The organism is Streptomyces sp. NPDC003032 (assembly GCF_053591415.1).
Genome location: NZ_JBSFTT010000059.1, coordinates 1 through 24456, shown reverse-complemented (window position 1 = coordinate 24456; position 24456 = coordinate 1). Strand labels below are relative to the sequence as shown.

The window sequence follows — 24456 nt, the reverse complement described above, 5'->3', positions numbered from 1 at the left end:
TGGGCCCTGCATCACGCCGGGCGCGGCGGGCAGCCTGCTTCCGCCTTCCTATCAGCATGAAGGCGGCTGACTCCACACCACCGCGGTCGAGGCCCGTGTCTGGGACAGTGGGCGAGACAACTGTCGGCGGCGGCGATCACCTCGGGCAGCGTGGGCCTGTTCGCGCAAGGCGCGCCCAACTGGTGAGCCAGACGCGTGACGTGCGATGCGATCCTTCGAGCCCCAACGAGCAACTTTCAGACATCCTCAAGAAGGCTGCGGTTGGCAGGTACTCGCCAGCAGCTGCGGTGGGTACGCTCCGACCGCGAAGTGTGGGGGAAGCGTTCAGCTCATCCCTCGCGCTCTAAAAGGGGTTGGGGGAATCACATGCACTTCAGGGCCCTCAGGGGCTTCACGCTGGCTTCGGTCATCGCCGCGATGCTGGGTTTCAATCTCTCGCAGAGTGCGACCGCAAGCGACGCAACGGACAAAGAGCCGTTCACCATCACCATTTCGAACAACGACCAGCTCAAGGCCGGGAAACCTGCTCCCAGTTCCGCGCAGTCACCGCGCCGATCCGCTACGAGGGCCGATGGCCGAGCCGTCGGCCGAGCTACCGGCAGTCATTCCTACGTAAATCCAGCGGACACCGAGACTCGCAAGCTCATCGAATCCGTAGGTAACACCGAACAGAACGGGCGGTTGGCGCAGCAGGACCCGCCCCAAAGCATTCTGGAAAGGTGCAGAAACGACCCGCGGGCCGATGGTGGCAAGGGTCATGTCTTCAACCGCCTGTGGTGGTGCCAGGACCACGGCTTCACTGCGCAAGGCTGGAACACCAGCGGCGAACTGATCGGTGAAGCCAAACTCAACTACCTGGCCATCGCCTGGGGAAGCCACAACAGCCGGGACATCCTCGTCGAGTTCAAGCAGACCTTCGTCGGGGACAACTGGGGTGTGTTCGAAGACGAGGACGACGTGGTTTTTGATGTCGGCGCCACCTGTGCCGACACCGGAACCAACAACGGCTGCGCCGTGCACTACGACCGCGTCGCTCAGACGATGACGGAGTGGGAAGAAAACGACGAGTGGCGCAACTGGCTGATCACCTCGGACGAAACGAAGAGCACATCCCCTGACAAGGTTCTGCGCCACCTATGGAATCTGACCGCTGCTGTTCGCGTCGACGGCGGTGCCGGACCTACCGTACGTACACCCTGGCATCTCATCAGGTGCGACTCGGCCACCTACTTCCCCAACCGGCCGCTGGCATGCATCAATGACGATGTGCTCCCGTACATCACCTACCAGATCAACTCCCCCGCAGCGGTGAGTGTCCACGACGTGGCGGTGCACATCAGGCAAGCACAGGACACACCCAACCTGACATACCCTCCGTCCGGCACGCCGAAGAGGATCCCGGGCAAGTACGTGCCTGAGAACCCACAGGACAACGGACTGCACCGGATCCCCACTTCGGAAGATGGCCCGAACCGCGCCGAGGTACGGCGGGCGTGCAACGGGCTGAGTCCCATTCCGAGCGACGATCAGTGCGATGAGTACCCCTTCGCCTCGACGCAGGAAGGCGCCGCCAGCCCAGTCTGGGACTACTCGGTCAAGGCCGTCGACGGGGCTCAGAACGCCAGGGCAGGGTCGTACCTACGGTGGTACTACTTCTACGACAGGATGCTGTACAAGGACATGGACAGCTATTATGTCAACATCATCGATTGACGACCTGTCGTGTCTGTCGGCTTCAGCTCGTGTCCTGATCGCGCGAATGTGTGAGCGCTCGTAGGTCGACTTCACCGTCGCCAACTGACGAGTGAGCCCGGCATCCTCTTGAGGTGTTGTTGGCCAATTTGGCTGTGGGCGTGTAGGCCCCGAGGCTTTGGCGAGTTCGGGGAGTCGTCGCAACACCGTGGCCGGTTGTTCAGACCGCGAGCAGATTGTACCGACGCTCGGCTGGGGTTTCCCAGCCGAGCGTCTTGCTTGGACGGCTGTTGAGCTCGGCGGCGATCGCGTCGAGGCGGGCGCGGGTGTGGCCAGCGAGATCGGTGCCCTTGGGGAGTACTGGCGGATCAAGCCGTTGACGTTCTCGCTCGAGCCGCGCTGCCCCGTCTCTGCCCCCTGCTCGTCCAGGCCGGTTACTGCCTGGCGGCCTGAACGGTTTCACTACAGGAGAGCTAAACCCTATGGCAATAGGGCACGGCCCCGTCTCTCGTACACGCCTACGTCTCCGTGGACCTCAAGAGCAACCCAGAGCTCGCCGGTCTCGTGTCTGGCATCCGTGCCGCAACCAAGAACGACCCGCTCACGCACGTCGGGGACGAGTAGCTCCCACGTCACGCTCTACCGGTTGAGCGCCAAGCCGGCCGCCGCGGTCACTGAGGCCGAACGGGCGCTGACCGCGGAGCTCACGTACGCCGGGTCCGTCCGAGCCACGCCCCGCTTCACATCGACGTCATCGCCCTAGTTGATGTCGTCGCCGACGACGCCGAGAAGACCATCATGTGGAAGTTCTGGAAGACGATTCCGCTCGGCAGCTGACTCCACGCCACCAGTTCGTCGAAGCACCTCGACGCACGAGGGGACAAGATCGTGAGACAGAATGCCGTGGCCCACGAATGAGACACGCCGAGTACGCGCAGGTCGTCATGCCGGAACGGGACATTCCAATTGCGGGCCTACACAGGAGGAGCCTGCGTCGGCCGTAGAGGTCGCCGAGGCGTCCGCCGGTGCCCGCAGTGAGCTCGTTGATGTCCTGCCCGACAACGTCGCGTACAGCCTGCGGATGCTCGCCGAGCCGTCACCGGCCACTGACACGGACTCCGCGCCGCCACGTTCCTAGTGACATCCCTCGTGCCCAGATCAGTGACATCGGCTGTCCAACCCCGCTGACATCTCCGTGTCCGACGGCACCACGACCAGCTAACCCCGCCCCTGTCCGCAAGGTAACTCTTCAGTCCGAAAGATCCCCCGCAAAGTGAAGCTTCAATCCGCAGACTTCGACGTCACAGGACATGCACTTCTGCGGCGTCCCCTTCGACGCTGTCGATGGCCGCCTCCGACAGGTGAGGGAACAAGCGATCAAGCCCCGATAAGTCGCACACTCATCACAACGCCACACGGTCACGGTCAGTCACCGGTTCACGCTTGCCGTACCAGAGCCACGTGGCAGATCCTCGCCACCGGCGAGGCATATATCCCCCCACCACAAGGTGGGCGCCGAACCCCAACGCGCGGCATGGGCCAGCAGCTCACCGCGCCTACGACAGCCGATGCGCAGCGCACCAGGCAAAATGAGTGGCATGAATGAGGGGAACATCGGCTTCACGCTTCCGCGTGGGGCCACAGGCTTTTTCCGGCCGAAGGACGGTCCGCTCCCGGAGACTGGCCTGCGGGCGTTCCGCGCCGTACTGTATCCCGCTGCCCGCCTCGCCGGAGTCGCGGTAGGCGAGGTGGAGAAGCAGGCATATCCCCGGACCTTCCATACAGCAACTGTCGTCGGACGCACAGGCGAGAGCATCGTCCTGTGTCACGCTCATCACCCCTGGATCGCCTTCGCCCAGGCGCGCCGGGACTGGTGCGGAGAGGAGTTCCTCGCGCCGCCGTCGTGGGCTCACGCCTTCACCAACGCGGGATTCTCAGTCTTGAGCAGCGATCAACTCGCCACACCACTCTCCGATGTGGACACCTCAGTGCTCACACAGGGCGAGTGGCGTCAGGTTCGCTCCTACGGCATCACCACGCTGGGCGGAGTCCTCTTCAACGCATGGGACTGACGAGCAAGCAGAGTCGTCACACGATTAAGCGTACGTCCAGCAGTCCGGACGTCTTCGCAGCTCAAAGGGGTCTAACCGGACAACAAGCTCTGGGTAGCCAGCCGGTAGAAGCCCGGTCCGGGGAGACGACGCCAGGGTCCTCGGTAGCGGCTGACGCTGGTGTTCAGGCAGTACAAGAACTACACCGGCACGGACACCGCACGGGGTAAGCGGTGGGACCGTACGGCACGATGCGACTCACCCTGGCCCGTGCGGAACAGGTGTTCACGAAGGTCACCGCGCAGGAGACTCCCGATGGCCGACCCGAGGAGGCCGCTCAAAGCGACCCCCCCAAGGGCAGAACGTGCCCGGACTGCGTACGACGACGTAGCAGTCTCAGAAGGCTCGATTCGCAGAACTCCTCGAGCCTCCGCGGCCCTACGAACTTGTGCACAGTAGGCGGTGAAACGTCGTGGGCCTCGGTGGGACTGGTGTCACATGGGCTGTGCGGAGGTCAGGTCGGCGGTCTGCTGTTGGGACAGCAGCGCGGCGATGGCTTGGATGGTGTCGCTTGAACTCGCGGTGCGGTCGCGTCTCCACACATCCGGCGGTCTGGGCTCCCAGGCCCTGGCAGCCGGCATCCGCGAGGATCTCCACGGCCGCCCCACCGTCCAGGAGCGTGACCAGCCCTGACTGGCGGGCATGGGTGATGTCCGCGCAGCTCCCGTGCTGAGCTGGGCTGCAGAAGAGCACGCGGCGGCCGCCGTCAGTGACGACCATGGTCTTGACCGCGTTCTGCTTGCTCCTGCCGGAGATGAACTTGTCCCGGTCCTTGCGGCCGGCGGCCGGGTATCTGACGCGGATCTCGGTTCCGTCGATGATCCCGGTCTTCCCACTGGCATCGAGGGGCCGACAATCTCGGCCAGTGTCCGCAGCCGCCACCCGGGCCCATGGTGCGCTCTGGCTCAGCGAGCGGTGACCGCACCTCACCGATGGCGCGGGTGATGGTGGAGCGGCCCACGCCGAACGGGTCCCCGCGGGGAAGCACTATCCCGCCGAGTTCAAGGCGGACGCGGTCGCGTTGTACCGGTCGAGGCCGGGAGCGACGATCAAGTCGGTTGCCGGTGATCTCGGGGTGAACACCGAGACACTGCGGAACTGGATCCGGGCCGCCAACGGGTGCCGCCCCGGCGCCAACTCCTCGCCGGCGGCCGCTGCGGCAGGCCGGCGTCGACGACGTTCAGGCGGCACTGGCCGCGGCCCGGAAGAGGATCCGTGAGCTGGAGGAGGAACGCGACATGGGTTCGCCTCGATGTACTTGTCCAGCCGGTCCAGGTAGATTTGGACAGGATCGGCGAGATCACACCGCCTTGCGGCGAACCGCTCAACGTCGCGTGATAGCGCCACTGTTCCAGGTACCCGGCCTGGAGCAGTCCGTCGACCAACCGCAAGAAGCGGTTGTCATGGATCTTCTCGGCCAGGATCGACCGCATGACCTGCTGGTCGAGCCGGTCGAAGCACTGGGCGATGTCTCCCTCAACGAACCATGTGGTGCCACGCCACCCGGAATAGATCTCCTGCAAGGCAGTGTGACAGCCCCGGCCATACCGGATCCGTGGGAGTGATCGGAGAACTGCGGCTCGTAATACGCCTCCAACAACAGGGGCATTACCTCTTGCAGCAGCTTGTCCGACCACGTCGGCAGACCTAAACCGCGCCCGACTCGCCTCACCCGGCAGGGTCTTCGATGCCTTCACGACCCTCCATGCTTTCCCGCCATGCTGTTGTCCCCTCGCGCTTTCGCGTCCAGGTCAGGCGGGCAGCCCCGAGGCCACCTCCTTCCGAACCTCGGCTCCCTGCGGGAGCGAACCAGCGCCGAGTGAAACGGCGCACACTCGAAGTCGATGCGGCAACGAACCGCCTCGGCAGCCTGCCGGTCCGACAGGCCGAGTACGAACTGCAGCACACAGACGGTAGCCAGTTGAGCAGGGGAGAGACCCCGCCGCCCGTCACGCGGGTACCAGTCGGCGAAGTCCTCGTCACACCACAGCCCGTCCAGCCGATCGCGCACCCATATCGCCGTCGTGCCGCCGGGGTCACTCGCCCGCGTGACCTGCGCAGTCAGAGGCGGGACTTGCTCACCGGAACGCGGGTGGAGGGACAACGGGCACCTCGAAAACTGCATCAGTCATCGGGAACTACCCGAGCATGCCCGTTGACCATGCTGCCGCACCGGGAAGCTGCGAGATCCCCGACTGTCAGAGTCCGTTGACCCATTCCAACGAGCTAGACGGGCGGCTAGGCCGTCGCCTGACTGCCGCGCCGTTGACCTGTTGGCCTTGATCAGCGTGAGGCTAGGGCTGCGAGCACCGTCGCCAGCTCCTGCGGGTCGCGCGGGCCCACGTGCGGGGCGTCGAGGGTAACGACGTCGAAGGGATTGTGCGGGGTCAGCGCATCGGCCTCGGCGATCATGCGGTCCTGCAGGGCGGGCGGAATCGCGCGGTCCTGACTGAAGCGAACATAGGTCCGACGGATGCTGCCCCAGGCCTCGGGGTGGCAGCGGGCGTCGGACCGGCCGATGAACGCGGTCTCGTCCGGTTCATAGGCGTTCAGCAGCGCAAGGAACTCGTCCTCCGGATAGCTCGCGGCGTACGCCTCGCGCACCGCCGCCTGCGCCTGCGGGTCGTTGGAACGCCAGTTGAAGCGCATGACGCCCAGTTCCTCGGGCGTCTCCACAGCTGGCATGGCCGACAGCAGACTCTGCTGGCCCTCGGGTGTCTTCGTGACGTAGTCGACGATGGAGGGGAGCGTCACGCAGCAGAAGGCCGAGACGTAGACCAGTCGCTCCAGCAATTCGGGCACCGCGTTGCCGACCCGGTTCAGCGTGGCGCCGCCCTGGCTCGTACCGACCAGGACGACCGGGCCGTACGGGTGAACACGGCGGACCACGCCCACCACGCGGTCGGTGTAGTCGTCCAGGGTGATCGACCTCAGCGGCGAGGGCTTGGTGCGCAGTGCGGAGAGATCTTGCGGTGCCTGGTAACACTGCGGGAAGAACGCCTCCGTGCCGTGCCCGGGGAGGTCCACAGCAAGGGCACGGTGTCCTCGCAGAGCGAGTTCCCGTACGACCCCTGCCCAGTCGGCGGATGAACCGTTACCGCCGTGAACCAGGACGAACGTCGGCTGTGGCATGGCTGACCTCCCTGACGTCGGGGTGCCCGTAGGTGGCGGCAGCCAGCTCAGGTTCGTCGGCCGCCGCGCTCACCGTACGTTTGGTCACGCCCTCTCGCATCAGCTCATATGCCTGCCCCGAGCCTAAGCTGCCGGCTTCGCGTTGTTCCCCCGCTGCGAGAAGAACGACCCCGGACCGTCATACCGGCCCTCACGCAGAGCTTCGGCGACATCGTCGCGCAGCACCCAGATCTTCTTGCGTGACTTCTCCATCGTGGTCGGCGCGTGGGCGAGCACCGACTCCAGCAGCCACACCTTCGAATCGGACAGGGCGTAGTCCGGCTCCGCCCTGAGCGTGCACTCTCTTAGGGGCGCAGGCCCGGGCAGGCCAAGGTGCTATCCGGGTCACAGCCGCTCCAGAACTGGCCGGTATAACCACGCCTTCGAGCGCGCAGTCAGCGCCAGCAGCAGCGCGAGCCGATAGTGCCGAAACCCACCGACTTGGCTGCGCACGCCGCCTCCGCCCGGGGCGAAATGAAAGGCAGATGCAGCTCCTGTCCGATGGTAAGCCGCTTGAACCGTGGATACACGAACCGTTCGATTGGGGATACGGCTCCCCAGCGCAGAAGGCAGCCAACGCCACCAACGGCACTCGGCCGAACGGGTGAGGGCCGCCGCCTCACGACCTCAAGGCCCACCGACTGGTGACTTTTATGCTTATCTCGGCGGCACCCCTCGCGGTTTGGACGCTGCCGACGGGCGGACATGCCGACCCGTGTGGAGGCGGCGGTGACGGGCGCGCCGGGCGTTGAACAGACATTCCTCATAGCGGCCCAGCGCTAGCATCAGCCCTAGAAGGACGGCGGGTAACAAGACCGCGATCACTGCCGCGACGGGTGCGGATGTCAGGCCATGGTCCTGGCCGGAGCACGGGCGGCGTCAAGGACTTCGGTCAGAGGCAGCCTCAAGGCCACAGCGATTTCAGCGAGTTCCTGGTCGGTGGGATGAACAGGTCCCTGGGCGCCGTCTTGCGTAAAGACCCTAATGCGTGGTGTCCGAATACCAGTCCGCTCAGCGAGGGCCTGCGCGGTCAAGTGGCGGCGGAGCATGGTTGCTTGCAGGAGCTCTCCAAGGTCGGCCATACAGCGCGCCTGCCCCGAGCGACCGCCGTCACACGTCGGGCAACTCATGTGCAGGAACATGGCCGACAGCAGCGGCGGACTGTGCGCACAGTGCGGTAACCGCCTCAGCAGCAGTGCGAAGCAGCTCGGTCACCACCAGGTCCCTGTCCATCTCGGTCCTGGCTGAGGGACAGTCATCGGTGGAAGCGCTATCGTCTTTCTGTTCTCCAGTGCGCGCTTGCCCGCGTGGGTGGCGAGCATGCCACCATCGGCGGTCGGTGCTCACCTCATGTACCGCTTATCGTCGCGTCGATCGGATCACCAGGGGAGTCGGGCGAGCACCGTCTTTCCTCCGCTGGGCCTGAGCAGGATGCTTACCTCGTTGGCCACCCTGGTGATCAGGGTCCATCCCAAGGCCGGGTAGTTAACAAACTCTCAGGCCGCGCAAGGGGGTTTGACTGGGTTGTTCGTAGCGGCCGTGTAGACGCCGCGCCCGGGCTTTCTGAGGTGGCCGTCCTCGGCCCATCGGTTGAGTTGTCGGTGCATGGTGCCGAGGATGATGTCGCCGAGGTGCCGTGCGAGTTCGTGAGCGGTCCAGTGGCGGCCGGGGGGCAGCCCGCAGGAGTTGAAGGACGCGTTCCCGGCGGCTGTGCGGTGACCGGTGAATGTGTCGGTCATCTCGTGAAATGTTGGGCAGGAGGCGCTGTTCGGCTGCGGGTGCGAGGACGGTGATGTCGAGCCCGGTGACGGTGCGGCTCGAGTCGGGTCGGCCGTCGTCGAGGCGTTCGCTGTCGCGGGAGGTCGGTGATTTGACTTTGCGGGTGCTCACTCTCTGTCGCCGGGGCGGGAGCAGGGCGGTCAGAACGCGGCGCCCGATGGGACCCGGCTCGGCGGTCGGGGTGACGGTGTTGGTGGCCTGGATGACCTGGTCGCGAGCGTTCTGGAGGGCAATGGTGAACCCGCAGCGGTTCGGATCGGTGCCCGGGACGGATTCGGCAGCGTCGACCATGACCGCCCGAAGTGCCTGGTAGAGCGTCAGCAGGGACCACATCTTCTGCTCGATGCGGCCGGGTCGCCCGAGCGCAACAGGCGCCCGTCCATGATCGCGTGACGAAGGGCGAAGTATGCCGATTCGTGTTCCCACCGCTGGTGGTAGATGCTCGCCAGCGTGTCCGCCGAATAGCGGCGGGCGTCGGTCAAAGTGGTGACCAGCCGGTAGGAGCCGGTGTAGACGGTGCCGTCGGCGCAGGTCACGGTGATCTGCGCGTCGATGACCCGCACAGGCACGGTGCCGATCACCGACAAGTACGAGCCGTCGTGGAGACGGGTCAGGACCGGGGTGCACCGGTTGCTGCGGAGCCGGCCCAGAACCTGGGCGCGGGTGGCGGTCACCGCGGCGAGGAAGTCGTTTCCGTCGAATCCCTCGTCCCACAGGACGAGCATGCCCGGCCGCAGCAGGTGTAGCAGACGGCCGGCATAGCTCGTCTCGCCTTCGGCACTCGGACCGAACACTGCGCCGATCAGGGCCCGGGTGCCGGTCTCGACCAGCGTCATCAACCCCAGCGCCCGATAGCCGTGGTGGGCGGTTCTGCCCAGCCAGGAACGGTCCGCACGGAGTCGGGGACCTTCTGCGAACCGCAGCCGTCGAACGACACCGCCCGGTAGGGGCCGAACCGCACCCCTGACGTCCCTGGCTGGGCCAGTGGCCCGGACAGCACCTCAAATAGCGCGCGCATCGGCGCACTGCCGAGTCTGCGGCGCAGGTCACGCAACGCCTTAGCGGTCGGCGAGGCGATGGACATCCCGGACAGGCCGGCGGTCAGCTTGTCCCAGACCAGCCGGTAGCCGACCTCGGGGAACAGGCACATCGCGAGCAGGAAGTAGACTCCGACTGGGGAGGGCAGATCCCGCAGCCGCCGCTGCCCGGTCCTCGTCTCCGACAACACCGCGTCGACGAGCTCGAACGGCACGACCGCCGTCAGCTCCCCCAGATGCCCCGGCACGAACCGACCCGGGGCGACCGTGACCGTACCGGTGATGGTCGTCAGTGCAGACGGCAGGACAGAATGAGAAGGCAACGGAGCTCCTTGAGATACAAGCTGTCTTGGTCGACTGCCTGTACCAACGAGCTCCGTTGTCCGGCGTCAGAAATCCTGCAACACCCTTGCGCGACTCGCGGGTTTGTCGACTACCCGGCCTTGAGGGAAGCCCCGCTCGTTGGCCGCACGCACAAACCGCACCCCGGATGTTTGGATGGGCACCGCATGCACCCGGTCTGCCCAGGCCCGACGGTGTACGCATGCAAAAGGACACCTTCCGACGACGGACGACCGTTGTTGCAGCCCTGGCATTCACGGCCTCTCTGATGGCTGCCCCTGCCGCGTCGGCCTCATCGAGCGCATCGACCACCACTCCCCCATGTGACAGCAAGCCCCTCCAGAAGGCGTTGGAGGCGCTGCAGCACGTCGGTGCCTCCGGGATCAGCGTGACGGTGAAGAGCCCGCGCTGCGGCATCACCCACACCGGCATCGGCGTCGCCGACCTCATGACGGGCCGCAAGGTCGTCGGCAATGAGCACAGTCGTATCGCCAGCAACACCAAGACCTGGGTGGCCACGGTCGTGCTGCAGCTGGTCGGTGAGAAGAGGCTCAAGCTCGACGACACGGTCGACCACTTCTTCCCCGACCTGATCCGCACCGAGCACTACGACGGGCGCAAGATCACAGTGCGGCAGCTGCTGCAGCACACCAGCGGCCTGCCCGACTACCTGGACGCGTACGAGAACGAGGACGACTACCGCTGGGATCACGTCGAGCCCTTGGAGACGGTCAAGCAGACGCTGAAGCTGCCTCCGCCTGACGACCAGACCTCGTCCGGTTTCGCCTACTCGAACACCAACTACAACCTGGTGGGCCTGATCGTCTCGAAGGTCACCGGGCGCGGCATCGACACCGAGATCAAACAGCGCATCATCAATCCCCTCGGGCTGCGCCACACTTCCTGGCCCGGCGACCGGACCACGCTTCCCAAGCCGGAGTTGCGCGGCTACGCGGAGCGCAATGGAAAGCTGGTGGACCGCACGGAGTGGAACGTCTCCGGCGCCGACGCTTCAGGGGCACTGGTCTCCACCGGCGCCGACGTGACCGCGTTCTGGTCCGCGCTGTGGGGCGGGGAGCTGCTGGCCCCGGCCCAGCTAGGCGAGATGAAGAAGACCATCACGACCGACGCCAAGAGCGAGCGCTACGGCCTGGGCGTCGAGCGCTATGAGACCGTCCCGGGCTTCGTCACCTGGGGGCACAGCGGATCCATGGAGTCCGGCCACAAGCTCAGGAACGCGGTCACCGGGGACGGCAAGCGGGCCGTGACCCTGCTGGTCGGCTCGGAGACGTTCGACTCGGACAAGGTGGACGCCATCATCGGCAAGCTCATCCACGATCTGCGCTGACCGGAAGCGGGCCCGGTGGTCCCGCCTGGGCCGGGCTCAGGCGGGACCACCGCGCTTTGCCAGCAGCCTCAACTGCAGCCACAGGGCCAGCCGTTCGTCGGCGTCGTCGAGATCAAACCCGAGCTGCCCGCCGATCCGCTTGAGGCGGTAGCGGCAGGTGTTGGGGTGGACCGACAGCACCCTGGCCGCGCCTGCCGCATCGCAGCCCGTGTCGAACCAGGCCACCAGCGTGCGGGCGTATTCGGTGCCGTGCTCAGAGTCCGCCGCCAACACCCGCTGCCAGGCGCCCGCCCGCAACTCCCCTCGTTCCGCCATCACATCGGCAAGCCGCAGCAGCGTCACCCGGGCACGCACCTCATCGACGGTGGCCACCGGCAGAGCGTCGTCCAGCAGCCGCAGCCGCAGCACCGCATCCGCATCCGCCCGGGAGCCCGCCACCCCGCCAAGGTCCGTCACCACCTCGCCGAGCGCCACCCGGATCGGCACCCGCAGCGACAGCCCGGCCTGGCGGACGATGTCCTGCGCCAGCTGCCGGTGCCGCCGGTCAGCCGTCGTGTGTCCCTGGGGCGCACCCGCCCCGCCGTGCTCCCCTGGCGCGGGCAGCAGCGCATACACCACCCCGTCCAGGAGCACGCAGGCATGCCGCCCATAGCGCGCCTCGCATTGCAGCCGTACGAGGTCCAGGAGCCTGAGTGAGGTCCGTTCGGCGTCCGGCACGCTCACTGCGGAGTCCAGCGCGAACGCGGCCACCCGGACCGCATCCCAGCCCAGCCGGTGCGCTGCCATCGAGGCGTCCGCCGACCCGTCCAGCAACCGTCGCAGCAGGACGGTGTTCTGATGCCGGGTCAGCTGCTGTGCCGCGCGCAGGCGCAGCAGGAGCAGCGCCGCCGTGGACACCCCCTGGGCCAAAGCCGCCTCCGCGTCCGGAGCGAGCGTGCCGCCGTCGACCACCCAGATCGAGCCGAGTGTCTCGCCGCCGGCCCGCACCGCGCAGGCGAGCCGCGGCAGGTCTTCCGCCGTGAGCGCCGGCAGTCGCACCGGTGCGTGTGAGGCGAACACCAGCCGGACCTGGTGCGCGTTCTTCACGCTGCCCGGCACCTGCAGGCCGAGGATGCCCTGGCGGCGGTCCTCATCGACCGGCTGACCGGGCACGGTGGAGTAGGCCAGGATCCGCTGGCGCGGGTCTTCGACGGAGGTCGCCCCACCGGTCGCCGCCGCGATCGCGTCGGCCAGCGCGAACAAGTCCTCCAGCCCACCGCCGGGGGCGGGCCGCGAGTCGATCGCCGAGGCCAGCATCAGGTGCACGTGGTGCCAGGCCAGACCCTCCTCGACCGTGAGCAGTGCCACGTCATACGCCTCGGCCTCTCCGACCGGCCCGTCCGCGCCGCGCACCACGACTCCGGCCATACCCGCCTCCGCCGCGGCCCGCACCAGCGGCCCAGCCGCGGCCGCCCGCACGCCGACCGCGAGCAGCAGGGCTCCGGGGGCATCGGGCAGTGGGGCATGCGGGTCGTACAACAGCGCCTGCGTGACCGGGGTGGCGGGTCCGGCGGATGCGGTGTGAAGCCGCAGGGCCGGGCTGCCGACGGCGTCCACCAGGTCGCCGAGCGTAATGGCGTCCACTCATGCTCCTCACCGACATCCATCGCCGTCTCGTGTACCAGATGACGCAGCGAGTGGCCCGGTTTCAGCAGCCCGACGGACGTGGCGCAGCTCACTCCGGAGCGCGGTAGCTCAGTAGGGTCGGGGACTGGCGCGGTGATCCGGCACAACTGCTTGACACCGAAGCCGTTGACACTTTGGCGGACTACCTGACCAACGCGACCCCGTTGCCCGCGTTCCGATCCGAAGGCTCGATCACCGCGGCAGCCTACCGAGACGCGACCAGACACAGCGGACCTCCGGCGCCGGGGAGGTCGGGCGACTCGGCCGGCGTCCAGGACCACCATCAGCCCGCCCAGCGCCACGTAGACGATCCAGCACCGGCCGCGCAGCGCGGTGTCGGCGCGTGTCGGCCGCCCGGCGTCAGCCTCCCGGTTCGACGATACGGCGTCGATGAGCGCCAGCGCCTCGTGGTGTACGTCGTCCAGCATCGCCGACAGCGCGGCGTCAGCATCCTGAGCAAGATCAACCCTGTGCATTCCGCTCCCCAACTGGGTGGGAGAAGCACGGTAAGGCGACGAGGCAGGGAACAGAGGTGTCTGTGGATAACCCAGGTCGCCGGACATCGGCTTCTGCGCAGGGCCAGGCCTGGCACCGCGCGATCTCTCGCTTCCCGGCAACTCGCCCGGCAACGACGGAGGCCGGTGCCGGCCCTACGATGCTTCCTGCGACTCACGCGCACATCACGTCACATCCGTCCCATCTGGAAGAACACATATATGCGCAGGACCCTGACCATAGCGGCGCTCATCGCGGCGGCCGGGCTACTGACCGCCTGCGGCGGCAGCGACAGCGGTCACAAGAAGGAACAAGCCGATAAGGCTCCAGCCGCGGCGTCGTCGAATGCGGGCGCCAAGGGTCAGGACAAGACGTACGAGGTCACGCTCGAGGTCGGCGGCAAGGGCAAGACCAGCGTCTTCTACTACGCGGGTTCCGATGGCAACCAACAAGTCACGCTGCCGTGGAAGAAGACCGAGAAGGTCACCTTGAACAGCACGGAACGCAAGGTCGGGATCACCATGCACGTAGTGCCCGGCCCGGTGATCCTGCCCGGCGGAAAGGCCGCCGCGGCGCCCTGCTCGATCACCGTCGACGGCAAACAGGTCGCCAAGGACGCCGGCGGCTCCACCGGCAAGCACGCGTGCAAGTACACCCTGCACTAGTGCGGTTGAGAACTGAACTCGGTGTCTCGCCTCGTACTGCCGGTGCGCGGCGAGGACCTCTCAGGCAGCCACGATGAGGCGGCCGCACCGGCGCGCACCGCGAACCCCCGAGACCGGGGAGGTTCATGCGAGCTGCAGAGCGGATCAGCGGTGAGCCTGCAGCGCGGATCGGCGTACCTCTTCCGAGGGAAGCCGCGTACCCTCACCGCACCCACGGCGCCGTCGTCATGTAGCTGCGTCTCAGGGGCCGCATGATGGGGGCGGTGCCCGCGTCAGCAAGCAGCCCTTGGCGGTGAGAAACGAGTGTCTTCCTCGGGCCAGGACCCGGCCACGAGCCGCGCGACCTCAGCATCCCTGGACGGGCAACGCTTTGCCGAGGTAGCAGTGTCTCGACTGACGAGGCCTCCTGCCGAACTCCGGTTGTGCAGGGCCACCGCGAGGACCGCGGTGGTTACCCTTCCGTGGGGATCAGCCAGAGGCGACGTCACGTTCGTGGGCAATGGCCCACCTCCAGTACTCGGCCACCGTCCGGTCACTGCTTCCTCACCGGCGGCTCGCGGCCCGATCGAGGCGGTAAGGCTCGTGAAGGAAGCCGGCTTGGTCTCCAGGAGAACGGCGTGGGTGCGTTGGTCGGGCTCCCGGCCCGTCGCGAAGACGTAGGAGTCCCCCGGCGACAGCGACGTGGCTCCCTGCTCGCTGCTGACGGTGACCGTGCCGTGCAAGCCGCCCAAGAGGTGTGACGACGGTATCGCCGCCGGGGAGGGGCCTGACGCGGTGGCGTCCAGCGGATTAGGCTCTGGTGGCTGCCGACCAGCCACCAGAGCCTGTGGGTTCAGGTCATGCACGCATGACGGCGATTGAGTGCGGCTGACGACCGCCCAACTTGCAGGCAGGCAGGACGCCCCCCAGTGGATGCAGAGCCACCACACCGCTCAGCAAAGACGCCACCGAGGGTGCGCGGACTGGGTGAGCCATCAAGAGGCCGTTGTACGGCCAAGCCTCGACGCTGCAGTCCGCGGCTCCGGGGCAGCCACGGGGGCCCTGCGCAGGCGGCAAGGCAGGGGCCATGCCTGTCCTCAGCGTGCGGTCTTGGACCACTTCTCGTCTGATGCGCCGTTGCAGGTCCACTGGATCAGCTGGGATCCCTTGGTTGCTCCTGAGCCGAGGCCGAGGCACTTGCCGGAGTAGACGTTGCGCAGTTCGTGCTTGTCCTCGTCGTACCACCACTTCTGGTCGGTGGCGCCGGTGCACGAGAACTGGATCATGCCGGCCCCATCAGCGAGACTCGACGCCGGGCCCATGCACTTGCCCGAGTAGATGTTCTGGAGCTCGTAGGCGCGCTTGCCGTTGGAGTCGGTGGTGGCGCCGAACACCCAGCGCTCGTCCTGGGCGTTGTCGCAGCCCCACTGGATGACCTTCGCACCGTCGGTGAGCTTGCTGCCCACGCCGGCGCAGAGTGCGCTGTAGTCGTTGCTGAGGTAGGTGGCGCTGTCAGCACGGCGAGGCAGCAGTGAGAAGACGACACGCTTGCCGGTCAGTTCGTTGCTGCCCCACAGACGGCCCGACCCGGGCGCGTAGTTCAGGTCCTGGGTGAGCGGCGGGGCATGGGTGAGAACCGACGTCTGGCCGCCGGGCTTGGCCTGCCAGACGCAGGAGTAGCTGCCGGTGTCCCCGGGCCTGTGGTCGTTCATGTAATCGACCGGGCACTCGGCCGACAGGTAGAAGTAGGTGCCGTCGGTGGCCACCCCTTGGAGCTGGCGAACCGGCGCGACATGGGCGGACGTCGCCGTGACCGGTGACGTTCCTCCTTCGCCGATGTACTGGAGGGGCCAGGTGATCACGCGAGCCGGGCGCTCGTCGACGGCCGCCGGCGGATCCTGGTACCGCAGCTCATCGGAATTGCTCCGGTACTCCCCGGACACCAGGCGGGGCTGCCCCGTGCTGCGGTCCAGACTCAGGGAACTCAGGCAGCCGATGGGGTCGGGGTCTTTCGGCTTGCCGCAGAACCGGGGGCTCTTGTTGGCGGAGGCGTCCTCCTGGGCCTTGGTGCGCGTCGTGTAGCGGGCGACCATGGGCAGGGCCCACTGGTGGTGGTCGGCCTTTGAGACGCCGTTCTGGATGCCCACGCCGTCGGCGACGGACTTCATCTTCCACAGGTGGTTCAGGTCGTAGATCTGCAGCTCGCCACCGTTTGCCACGAACAGTCTGTTTCCGTACCAGACCATGCCGTCGACGTGGATCTGGTCGACCGCCTCGAAACCGGGCTCGGCCCGGCTGCCAGTAGGCTTCACGAGCAGCACGTGTCCATACGTCCGTTCCTCGCCGGCGGACTCGAGGATGGAGATGCGGGCCTTCGTCTCCCGAATCTCTTTGCCCTGGCCGTAATACCAGCCCTGCATATACAGGTGGTGGCCGTCCACGGTGCCGCTGTCGTACGCCTCGTGCGAGGCCGTCATGCCTTGCGGATGCCAGCCGCCTGCCTCGTTGTAGCTGCTGGTGTCGTCGTCCGTCCTGTCCCAGCAGAACCCGTTGTACTTGAAGGTGCCGTTGATGCCGGTCGTGTGGCACAGAGCGCGGCCGATGTGCTGCCGGGACTGGGCCACGCTCAGGGGCGAGACCTTGCTGACGGCCCCGGCCGCCTCGGCGCCCTCGATGACCGCCCTGGCCGTCTGGTCGACCTTCGGCATTTCGCGCGGGTGCAGGACAAAATCGGATGCGTCCACCGGCGCGAAGGTTCCACCGTTGGGGCCGCCGTCCCCGGCGGCCACGGCTTGCTGAGTGCCCGTCATGATGGCCGCCAACAACGACAGTGCGGCCAGAGCCGCTCCCAGTCGCTCTCTGCGGCGCGTGCGTATGAGTGATGTCATGGAGTCAAACCGTAGTTCCCGGTACAGGGGTACCTTGCTGTGCTGGATTCTCAAAGAGACGATTTCCGTCGCCTTTGGGATAAATTTTGAGCGACCGGGCGCAGGTCGAAGGCGGCGATGCGCTTCGGGTTCTGGCGCAGATCTCGGGGAGCAGTCGCGAAAGGCTACTGTGGGGGGCGATTTGCTGTAAGCGTGACGCGAAAGCGGTCATGGGAGTGGGCGCCGGAAGAGACCTCCGCCTCACGCAAGTCGGCGTGGAGGGAGTTATTCAGGCGTAGTGCTGTTTATGAAGTGCTGGTGGATCGTCCTCTGCCCCTCAGTCACCGTAGCCCATGTGAAACGTGCGGTGACCGGCGTACAGCATGGGACCGAGCAAGTGCAGTCCGTAACACTCAGTTCAGCCGGTAGATTCTCCACTCTTCGTCCGGTGCACCGTTGCAGTTCCACTGCATTAGCTGAGAGCCACGGCTGTGGCTGGAACCGGTTCCCAGACACTTACCGGAGTAGACGTTCTGGAGTGTGGTGTCGTACCACCACTTCTGGTCTACCGCGCCATTGCAGTCCCACTGTATGGCGCGGGCGCCGTTGGCGAGGCTGGATCCGACGCCCAAGCACTTTCCGGAGTAACGGTTCCTCAGGAAGTTGACGACGGTCCCGTCGTTAGCCTCACCCTGCCAGCGGTCCCATTGCATATCCGGGGCGATCCTGCCACAAGGCCATTGGATTGCAGGTGCGCCATTTCCACGCTTACTGCCGACGCCGATGCACATATTGCTGTCTACGTTTGTGATGTAATACGCAGTGGAGGCGGCGTTTGCTGGGCTCGCACTCATGCCTGCAAAAAGGAGGCTGACCGCGGCGACCACGCCGGCGAACTTCCCGATTCTCATGCGAAACATTTACCTTTGACATTAGGTCGGAAAAATTGTAAAGAGTGCGTAAGTGTGATCACTGGTGTCAATCGCCAGGCCGTTTACCCCGACTCATATCCGTCCTGGGGCCTGAAGGGCGGCGGCGCTCGCCGGGACGGGGGTACTCCACCTGACCTACCACTCCTTGCGGAGTGTGGGTGGTTTGACGCAGTAAGCACCAGCGCTGAACGCCGTAGAGGCCTCGGCGCAACGGCACCATCGCAGACTCGCTCGCAACTGCGCACACACCCATGTCGATCCTTAAGCCGTGTTCCACCACGCGATGGTCGCCTCCACGGCCCGTCACCTCAGCGGCAGAACCACCCTCAACTGGCGCGGCACCTGGCTTCTCCGGCGAACACTCATTGACGGACCACACCTCAGCGTCAGCGGCAAGCGGCCGCTGGGCCACCGCCTGGCGGAACGTGACAGTGCGCCAGAAGTAAGGCTGTTGCTCGTGGCGCGCTGGTGTTACCGCGGCTTGCTGTCAGACCGACCCGGCGACCGGCCAGGTCAGACGAGACACATGGAGGGAACCCAGCCCTTACGCCCCTTGTAGCCCATGTACGACCACTTGTTGCTCGTCTTTCCGCAGAGGTGGTAGGTCTCGCCCGAGTAGTCCGATGAGGCGCACCAGGAAGTCCACTCGCCCTTGGGGATCAAGGCGATGGCAGTGGCGTTCACCTTCCTCGCCGCGCGGAGCTTCACGCTCTCCTTCGCCTTGTAGTTGGGCACTCCCAGGCAGGTCTTGTCGAGGGAAGCGCCGGCCCGCACGGAGACGGCCTTGGTGGTTGTGGTGGTGGAGCCGGGAGTGTTTGCCGCAGCGGCCCCGCCGGACAATGTAGTGGCGATCAGGGCCGCTCCAGCGACGCCGGTCGCCGCCAGCTTGCGCATGTTCATAAGTTGTTCCCCGTCATTCGATGATGCGCCTTAATGCGCAGTCGCACGCATTAGGTGATCGTCACGCTATCCGAGCGTGGGCATGCCATGCAACGCGAGGTCGCCCGGACGCAGGGCGGGGCCGTGAAGATCTCGTGCACGGGGCGCGCATTAGATTGGGTGGCCATGGAAGACAAGAGAAGCCGGAGCAGGCGGTGAAGTCCGAAGGGGCGGCAAAACGGGAGCGGTCGGCGCAGCCGGAGCGATTGCCGCACGGCTCGGCCCGTCCCGGTGGACGTACGGCTCGTACGCGCGCGTCCGTCCTGGCCGCCGCCTTCCACGAGCTCGACGAGGCGGAACTCGGTGAACTCACCCTGGACAAGCTGGCCGCGCGTTCCGGCATCCACGTCTCGACCATCCGGCGCCGCTGGCGCAACGTCGAGGGCGTGGTCGTTGACCTCCTCGCCGAGCACAGCACGACGATCCCCACCCCCGACACGGGGTCCCTCCGGGACGATCTGCACGCACTCGCTCAGGCCATCGCCGACTTCCACGGGGCGCGGCGCAACCGCAACCTCATCGAAGGACTCATCGCTGCCGCCGCACGTGACGCGGGTATCGCGGAGGTCGTCCACGGTGCGTTCACGGCCCGCACGGCTCACGTGGCCCAGATCGTGCACCGGGCCGTGGACCGTGGCGAGCTCGCCTCCAGCACGGACGCGGCTGAAGTCATCACCGCGCTGAGCGCGCCGTTCTACTACCGGCTCCTGATCCTGCGTCGTCCCATCGACGGCCGCCTCGCCCGTTCGAGCGCGGAAGCGGCATACGCGGCCGCACGGGCGGGAGTGTTCAGCGGACCTGACTTCGGGCCTGTCTGATGGGCCGGCAACGGCCCGCATCGCGTGTCGTTCTCGGCCGTACGGGGCCGGATGACTTGACGGACGCACAGGGGCTCGACTGGAACCGCACCTACCGAGGGACACCGGACGGGGCGGGCGGTGGAAGCGTCACCACAAGGTGATCAACGGGATCCTGTTCCGACTGCGCACGGGAATCCCATAGCAGGAGCTACCACCATGATTCGGCAAGCGGCAGATGCCGTACGACCGCCACCCAAGGTGGTCAGCGGACGGCACCGGGGCAAGAATGCTCCGGGCCCTCCAGGCCGACGCGGACGCGGAGGGACGGACCGACTGGTCCATGGTCGGCGTGGGCTCGACCGTCTGCCGTGCTCACCAGCATGCTGCGGCGATGTCCTCTGGCCCTGCTGGTCGCCCCGGGCCAGTGGGGCGACGGCCCACCGATGACTCGCAAGATGAGCACGACTGCACGGGTCGGCGAACGAATCAGCGTGCCGTCTTGGACCACTTCTCGTCCGATGCGCCGTTGCAGGTCCACTGGATCAGCTGGGATCCCTTGGTCGCTCCTGCGCCGAGGCCGAGACACTTGCCGGAGTAGACGTTACGCAGTTCACGTGTGCCCGGGTCGTACCACCACTTCTGGTCGACTGCGCCGTTGCACGTGTACTGAATCATGCCGGCCCCGTTGGCGAGACTGGACGCGGGGCCCACGCACTTGTCCGAGTACGCGTTCTGGAGGAAGTAGGCGCGTTTGCCGTTGGAGTCGGTGGTGGCCTTGAACACCCACTGTTCGTCCTTGGCGTTGGTGCATCCCCACTGGATGACTTTCGAGCCGTTGGTGTTCTTGCTGCCCGCACCGGCGCAGAGTGCGCTGTGGTCGTTGCTGAGGTGGACGGCGCCGGCGCCGGCCGCCGGAGAGAGCGACGAACCCGACTCCGCACCGCCGCCCTCGCGGCTCGGCTTCTTGGTCCCCGCCTTGCCGTCTTTACCGTTGCCGCCCTTGCCGCTGCCGCCCTTGTCCGGCCGGCGAGAGGGCGCACCGGCCGGCTTCTTGTGGGAGCCCGCGGACGGCGAGGCGCTCGGGGAGTCCAGGCCGGTGGCCGCGTCGCCGTCGCCGGGCCGGCCACTGCCCCGGGGGGAGCCGGTCCCAGCCGGCTTCGCCTGTGCTGTGTCACCGCTCGAACTGCCGTGCTGGGCTACCAGGGCGTACGTGACACCGCCTCCGGTCAGCACGACGGCAGCGGCTGCTCCTGCGATGACAGTGCGGTTGCGGCGCCGCGCACGGCCTGCCCCGGCGCGGCGTCTGCCGCCCGCGGCCGGTGTGCCGGGCTGCGGAAGCGTGGGCGGAAGGCCGGAAGGCGGGTAGCCGGTGTGCGGCGGCTGCGGAGAAACCTGATGGAACGGCGCCGGACCGAAGCCGGGCGGCGGCGTCGGGGCGGTGACCTCCGTCGCCGTACGCAGGGGGGCCGACGGAGCAAGGTCCACCGTGCCGCCCGCGGCCACCTGTTCCAGCATCTTGCGCGCCTGGTCGGCGGTGGGCCGGCTGCCCGGGTCCTTCGCCATCAGGACCTGCAACACCGGCGCGAGCGGCCCCGCTCGCAGCGGCTCCGGCAGCGGCTCGGTGACGATCGCCGCCAACGTGGACCACGCGGACGTACGGCGGAACGGCGAAGTGCCCTCCACAGCCGCGTACAACGTCATGCCGAGCGACCAGATGTCCGACGCGGGACCGGGCTCAGTGCCCTGCGCGCGCTCCGGCGGCAGGTAGTCCAGGGAACCGACGATCTGCCCGCTCTGGGTCAGCTTGGCCATGGCGTCGTCGCCGGACGCTTCCATGCTGGCAATGCCGAAATCGGTGAGCACGACCCGCCCGCCGTGCTCCAGCAGCACGTTCCCCGGCTTGACGTCCCGGTGCAGCACCCCAACCCGGTGCGCGGCATAGAGCGCGTCCATCAACTTGGCACCGATCGCCGCGACCTCGTGCGGCTCCAGCGTGCCGCGCTCCGTCACCACGTCGTCGAGCGAGGGCCCGTCGACGAGTTCCATGACGATGACCGGCATGCCGTGCTCCTCGGTCACGTCATGCACGGTGACCACGCCGCTGTGCCGGATGCGGGCGGCGGCCTGCGCCTCCCGCTGCATCCGCGTCCGCAGATCGGCCAGTTCAGACGCTGAGGCGTCGGTGTAGGCCCGCAGGACCTTGACGGCGACCTCTCGGTTGAGCAGAACGTCCACCGCCCGGGCCACCACGCCCATGCCGCCGCGCCCGACCATCGCGGTCACCCGGTAACGCCCTCCGAGGACCTTGCCTATCAGCTCTCCACCGTTCGTTTCCCCCGCCGACACCGCACGCTCCGTTCCATGACTGGCCGGCCATGACTGGCCGCCGTTGACTGGCCGTCGATCCGCGACCCGGTGGACCAGAGTAGACGCCCGCGCCCGCGCCGAAGGTCGAGCTGTGCAGCGACTTTGGTCGACGGGCGCAAGCCCTTCGGGTAATGCGCCGCCGACCGCATTCCATACAGGCTCACGCCATGACATCAGCACCGATCGCCCGCCGAACCATGCTCGCGGGCACCGCGGCCCTGGCCGCCACCGCCTTCACCGTCGACAACGCGGCTGCCCGTACGACGTCCACCGACCCGGCGGCGTCACTGCGGGCCGCTGCCCCCTTCACCTACAAGGGCGTCAACTTCGACACGGACAGGGACGTCTGGCGGACGGAGTACATCCGCCGGGAAATCGCGGCCATCAAGGGACAACTGCACTGCAACGCGGTCCTGTTGCTCGGCCACGACCTCGACCGGCTTACCGAGGCCGCGTCGATAGCGGCCGCACACGGACTGTTCGTCTGGTTCGAACCGCGGCAGTTCGACAAGGACGCGGAGCAGACCCTCGCCTTCCTCCGCTCGGTGGCACGCGCCGCCGAACGGCTGCGCACCCGGCACCCCGGCGTGAGCATCACGCTCGGCACCGAGCTGACCATCTTCATGTCCGGCCTGGTGCCGGGAAAGGACTACACCGAGCGCATCCAGGCACTGGCGCGCCCCGAGTCGGCCGGCTACCAGGAGCGACTGAACGCCTTTCTGGACCGGGCACTGAAAACCGTACGGCCGCTGTTCAAGGGGCGGGTCACCTACTGCTCCGGGAGCTGGGAGGAGGTCGACTGGCGCCGCTTCGACATCGTGGGAGTCAATCTGTACCGGAACGCGGAGAACAAGGCCTCCTACACCCAGCAACTACGCGCCCTGCACCGGCACGGCAAGCCCGTCGTCATCACCGAGTTCGGCTGCTGCACCTTCACGGGAGCCAAGGAACACGGCGGGGACGGCTTCAACGCCGCGGACTGGCAGCACCAACCCCCGGTGGTCAAGGACGGCTATGTGCGTAACGAACGCGAACAGGCGGACGAGGTAGGCGAACTCCTGGACCTCTACGCCGCCGAGCACGTGCACGGCGCGTTCGTCTACAACTTCTCCGCCCCCGACTCCCCCTACTCCCCACAGCGCCGCCACGACCTTGACATCACCAGCTTCGCGCTGGCCAAGACCTTCCCCACCGGCACCCCGCGCGGCTACGCGGAAACCGGGCAGTGGGAACCCAAGCGGTCCTTCCACGCGGTGGCCCGCCGGTTCCAGTGACACACGCCTCGCACAACAGCTCTGCCGGAACACCCGGCGCGCCTATCAGGCAGTTGAACACGTCAAGATCACCAACAGCATCCGAAAATCTTGGCAGAGCCAGGTACGTACCCAGCCGCGTACGACTCCGTTGTGCACCATTGCGTGCGGGGTTATGTGCTCAAGCAGGGGTGTTCGAGCGGTGCCGGTATCCCCGCAGGGTGGTGAGGGGGGCGGGCTTTGTGACGGGCGGCTGGAGGGGACCGACGCAGCTGTCTCCGGTGGGTGGACCGGGCGGGCGGGACGGTACGGCTTGGTCGGGACAGCCCGTTGGTGTCGGTTGTTCCTCATCGCTGCATGCGAGCGTGAGAATTTCCTGCGCGGTGACGGGATGCGGTGGTCAGCGTCGGCCTGGTCGCGCAGTTCGATCTTGCAATTTCCGTGCGCTGCTGCGGCTGAACCACTTGATGCTCCTGTCCTGCCCCCACGGGCCGACTGGCGTGGAGGCCGGAAATCTGCGCGGATCCGGCCGGAGGTCAGGACTTCATCACTTCTGCCGGTCGGCGGTGCGGGATGGGTGCTTGGGAGCGGCGGGCATGCCGAGGGTGTCGGCGAGGGTGAGCAGGCAGGCGTCGAGGCGGTGAAGGTGGCGCAGTGCTCGCTGCGCGGTAGGGCTGGAGCCTGGGGGCGTGGGGATGGCGGGTTGGTCTGTGGTGAGAACGGCGGGTGTGGTCCATGCGGTGTGTGCGGACGGTGTGTGCGAGCCGGTGTGGGCGATCAGTGCTTTCAGGGTTGCCTCGATGCGTGCGGCGGTGTCGCGGGTGGGCGGATCAGCGAGGGGGAGGGCTGTGGTGAGGGTGGTGAGGTGTTTGGCCTGCATGGCGCAGATGTCGAGCAGCCCGGTGATGTAGTGGAGGGTGCGGCGGCGTCGGCGCCAGGGGGTGGCGCCGTAGGTGAGGGGCTGGACGGTGGTGTGCAGGTCGGCCAGTGCCTGGTCCAGCTGTCGTGCGGCGT

The 24456-nt window shown here is 67.0% G+C and carries 18 protein-coding genes and 5 pseudogenes; 8 read left to right on the top strand and 15 right to left on the bottom strand.

Going from position 1 to position 24456, the window contains the following annotated elements; translation table 11 throughout:
- Positions 1 to 366 precede the first annotated feature (366 nt).
- Positions 367 to 1713, top strand: a complete 1347-nt coding sequence (locus ACWDZ7_RS39775; RefSeq protein WP_451803640.1) for a NucA/NucB deoxyribonuclease domain-containing protein — start codon at positions 367 to 369, stop codon at positions 1711 to 1713.
- A gap of 199 nt (positions 1714 to 1912) precedes the next feature.
- On the opposite strand, the pseudogene ACWDZ7_RS39770 reads toward ACWDZ7_RS39775, so the two are convergent.
- A pseudogene (locus ACWDZ7_RS39770) lies at positions 1913 to 2094 on the bottom strand (IS30 family transposase); the annotation flags it as partial.
- A 1196-nt stretch (positions 2095 to 3290) separates the two neighbouring features.
- Between ACWDZ7_RS39770 and ACWDZ7_RS39765 the strand changes: the two are divergent.
- Positions 3291 to 3764, top strand: coding sequence for a hypothetical protein (locus tag ACWDZ7_RS39765; protein WP_451803639.1), 474 nt, complete (start codon positions 3291 to 3293; stop codon positions 3762 to 3764).
- 417 nt (positions 3765 to 4181) lie between these two features.
- Here the strand turns inward: ACWDZ7_RS39765 and ACWDZ7_RS39760 are convergent, their stop codons facing one another.
- Positions 4182 to 4685: a transposase family protein gene (locus ACWDZ7_RS39760; protein ID WP_451803638.1), complete on the bottom strand. Its 504-nt coding sequence runs from the start codon at positions 4683 to 4685 to the stop codon at positions 4182 to 4184.
- Between the two features lie 139 nt (positions 4686 to 4824).
- Between ACWDZ7_RS39760 and ACWDZ7_RS39755 the strand changes: the two genes are divergently transcribed.
- Positions 4825 to 5022 (top strand): transposase, encoded by a 198-nt coding sequence (locus ACWDZ7_RS39755; RefSeq protein WP_451803646.1) that lies wholly within the window; start codon positions 4825 to 4827, stop codon positions 5020 to 5022.
- A gap of 29 nt (positions 5023 to 5051) precedes the next feature.
- Here the strand turns inward: ACWDZ7_RS39755 and ACWDZ7_RS39750 are convergent.
- From ACWDZ7_RS39750 to ACWDZ7_RS39720, 7 genes and pseudogenes are all read right to left on the bottom strand, one after another.
- A pseudogene (locus ACWDZ7_RS39750) lies at positions 5052 to 5460 on the bottom strand (reverse transcriptase/maturase family protein); the annotation flags it as partial.
- A 171-nt stretch (positions 5461 to 5631) separates the two neighbouring features.
- Positions 5632 to 5787 (bottom strand): annotated as a pseudogene (locus ACWDZ7_RS39745) (transposase); the annotation flags it as partial.
- A 299-nt stretch (positions 5788 to 6086) separates the two neighbouring features.
- Positions 6087 to 6935 carry an alpha/beta hydrolase gene (locus ACWDZ7_RS39740; protein ID WP_451803637.1) on the bottom strand — a complete coding sequence of 283 codons (849 nt, stop codon included), beginning with the start codon at positions 6933 to 6935 and terminating at the stop codon, positions 6087 to 6089.
- Positions 6936 to 7058: 123 nt separating this feature from the next.
- On the bottom strand, positions 7059 to 7229 hold the full coding sequence (locus tag ACWDZ7_RS39735; RefSeq protein WP_451803636.1) for a hypothetical protein: 171 nt from the start codon (positions 7227 to 7229) through the stop codon (positions 7059 to 7061).
- A gap of 1241 nt (positions 7230 to 8470) precedes the next feature.
- Positions 8471 to 8713 carry a hypothetical protein gene (locus tag ACWDZ7_RS39730; RefSeq protein ID WP_451803635.1) on the bottom strand — a complete coding sequence of 81 codons (243 nt, stop codon included), beginning with the start codon at positions 8711 to 8713 and terminating at the stop codon, positions 8471 to 8473.
- 357 nt (positions 8714 to 9070) lie between these two features.
- On the bottom strand, positions 9071 to 9589 hold the full coding sequence (locus ACWDZ7_RS39725) for a transposase (protein WP_451803634.1): 519 nt from the start codon (positions 9587 to 9589) through the stop codon (positions 9071 to 9073).
- Positions 9589 to 10113: a transposase domain-containing protein gene (locus ACWDZ7_RS39720; protein ID WP_451803633.1), complete on the bottom strand. Its 525-nt coding sequence runs from the start codon at positions 10111 to 10113 to the stop codon at positions 9589 to 9591. The genes ACWDZ7_RS39725 and ACWDZ7_RS39720 overlap by 1 nt, the downstream gene beginning before the upstream one ends.
- 287 nt (positions 10114 to 10400) lie before the next feature.
- Between ACWDZ7_RS39720 and ACWDZ7_RS39715 the strand changes: the two genes are divergently transcribed.
- A complete protein-coding gene (locus ACWDZ7_RS39715) occupies positions 10401 to 11480 on the top strand; it encodes a serine hydrolase domain-containing protein (protein WP_451803632.1) in 1080 nt (359 codons plus the stop codon).
- A gap of 36 nt (positions 11481 to 11516) precedes the next feature.
- Here the strand turns inward: ACWDZ7_RS39715 and ACWDZ7_RS39710 are convergent, their stop codons facing one another.
- Positions 11517 to 13103 carry a PucR family transcriptional regulator gene (locus ACWDZ7_RS39710; RefSeq protein ID WP_451803631.1) on the bottom strand — a complete coding sequence of 529 codons (1587 nt, stop codon included), beginning with the start codon at positions 13101 to 13103 and terminating at the stop codon, positions 11517 to 11519.
- A 758-nt stretch (positions 13104 to 13861) separates the two neighbouring features.
- Here ACWDZ7_RS39710 and ACWDZ7_RS39705 point away from each other — a divergent pair.
- A complete protein-coding gene (locus tag ACWDZ7_RS39705) occupies positions 13862 to 14305 on the top strand; it encodes a hypothetical protein (protein ID WP_451803630.1) in 444 nt (147 codons plus the stop codon).
- A 1076-nt stretch (positions 14306 to 15381) separates the two neighbouring features.
- On the opposite strand, the gene ACWDZ7_RS39700 is transcribed toward ACWDZ7_RS39705, so the two are convergent.
- The 3 genes from ACWDZ7_RS39700 to ACWDZ7_RS39690 all read right to left on the bottom strand — a co-directional run bounded on the left by ACWDZ7_RS39700 (position 15382) and on the right by ACWDZ7_RS39690 (position 18983).
- Positions 15382 to 17172, bottom strand: a complete 1791-nt coding sequence (locus tag ACWDZ7_RS39700) for an RICIN domain-containing protein (RefSeq protein ID WP_451803629.1) — start codon at positions 17170 to 17172, stop codon at positions 15382 to 15384.
- A gap of 392 nt (positions 17173 to 17564) precedes the next feature.
- Positions 17565 to 18062 carry an RICIN domain-containing protein gene (locus ACWDZ7_RS39695; protein WP_451803628.1) on the bottom strand — a complete coding sequence of 166 codons (498 nt, stop codon included), beginning with the start codon at positions 18060 to 18062 and terminating at the stop codon, positions 17565 to 17567.
- A gap of 534 nt (positions 18063 to 18596) precedes the next feature.
- Complete coding sequence (locus tag ACWDZ7_RS39690; RefSeq protein WP_451803627.1) at positions 18597 to 18983, bottom strand: hypothetical protein; 387 nt, start codon at positions 18981 to 18983, stop codon at positions 18597 to 18599.
- 194 nt (positions 18984 to 19177) lie between these two features.
- On the opposite strand from ACWDZ7_RS39690, the gene ACWDZ7_RS39685 reads away from it, so the two are divergent.
- The gene (locus ACWDZ7_RS39685; RefSeq protein WP_451803626.1) at positions 19178 to 19840 is read left to right on the top strand and encodes a TetR-like C-terminal domain-containing protein; all 663 of its coding nucleotides are present in this window, start codon (positions 19178 to 19180) and stop codon (positions 19838 to 19840) included.
- A pseudogene (locus ACWDZ7_RS39680) lies at positions 19840 to 20267 on the top strand (transposase); the annotation flags it as partial. The gene ACWDZ7_RS39685 and the pseudogene ACWDZ7_RS39680, both read left to right, overlap by 1 nt.
- A gap of 41 nt (positions 20268 to 20308) precedes the next feature.
- Here ACWDZ7_RS39680 and ACWDZ7_RS39675 read toward each other — a convergent pair.
- Positions 20309 to 22168, bottom strand: coding sequence for a serine/threonine protein kinase (locus tag ACWDZ7_RS39675; RefSeq protein WP_451803625.1), 1860 nt, complete (start codon positions 22166 to 22168; stop codon positions 20309 to 20311).
- 188 nt (positions 22169 to 22356) lie between these two features.
- Here ACWDZ7_RS39675 and ACWDZ7_RS39670 point away from each other — a divergent pair, with 188 nt between their 5' ends.
- Entirely contained in the window at positions 22357 to 23463 is a 1107-nt protein-coding gene (locus ACWDZ7_RS39670) for an abortive infection protein (RefSeq protein ID WP_451803624.1), read from the top strand.
- Positions 23464 to 23989: 526 nt separating this feature from the next.
- Here ACWDZ7_RS39670 and ACWDZ7_RS39665 read toward each other — a convergent pair.
- Positions 23990 to 24456, bottom strand: a pseudogene (locus tag ACWDZ7_RS39665) (FUSC family protein); the annotation flags it as partial.

Excerpts from the sequence above, each read along its gene's own strand:
- ACWDZ7_RS39700 (WP_451803629.1), bottom strand. The coding sequence starts at position 17,172 with ATGACATCACTCATACGCACGCGCCGCAGAGAGCGACTGGGAGCGGCT.
- ACWDZ7_RS39690 (WP_451803627.1), bottom strand. The coding sequence starts at position 18,983 with ATGAACATGCGCAAGCTGGCGGCGACCGGCGTCGCTGGAGCGGCCCTG.
- ACWDZ7_RS39715 (WP_451803632.1), top strand. The coding sequence starts at position 10,401 with ATGGCTGCCCCTGCCGCGTCGGCCTCATCGAGCGCATCGACCACCACT.
- ACWDZ7_RS39740 (WP_451803637.1), bottom strand. The coding sequence starts at position 6,935 with ATGCCACAGCCGACGTTCGTCCTGGTTCACGGCGGTAACGGTTCATCC.
- ACWDZ7_RS39730 (WP_451803635.1), bottom strand. The coding sequence starts at position 8,713 with ATGACCGACACATTCACCGGTCACCGCACAGCCGCCGGGAACGCGTCC.
- ACWDZ7_RS39775 (WP_451803640.1), top strand. The coding sequence starts at position 367 with ATGCACTTCAGGGCCCTCAGGGGCTTCACGCTGGCTTCGGTCATCGCC.
- ACWDZ7_RS39705 (WP_451803630.1), top strand. The coding sequence starts at position 13,862 with ATGCGCAGGACCCTGACCATAGCGGCGCTCATCGCGGCGGCCGGGCTA.
- ACWDZ7_RS39670 (WP_451803624.1), top strand. The coding sequence starts at position 22,357 with ATGACATCAGCACCGATCGCCCGCCGAACCATGCTCGCGGGCACCGCG.
- ACWDZ7_RS39695 (WP_451803628.1), bottom strand. The coding sequence starts at position 18,062 with ATGAGAATCGGGAAGTTCGCCGGCGTGGTCGCCGCGGTCAGCCTCCTT.
- ACWDZ7_RS39765 (WP_451803639.1), top strand. The coding sequence starts at position 3,291 with ATGAATGAGGGGAACATCGGCTTCACGCTTCCGCGTGGGGCCACAGGC.
- ACWDZ7_RS39725 (WP_451803634.1), bottom strand. The coding sequence starts at position 9,589 with ATGACGCTGGTCGAGACCGGCACCCGGGCCCTGATCGGCGCAGTGTTC.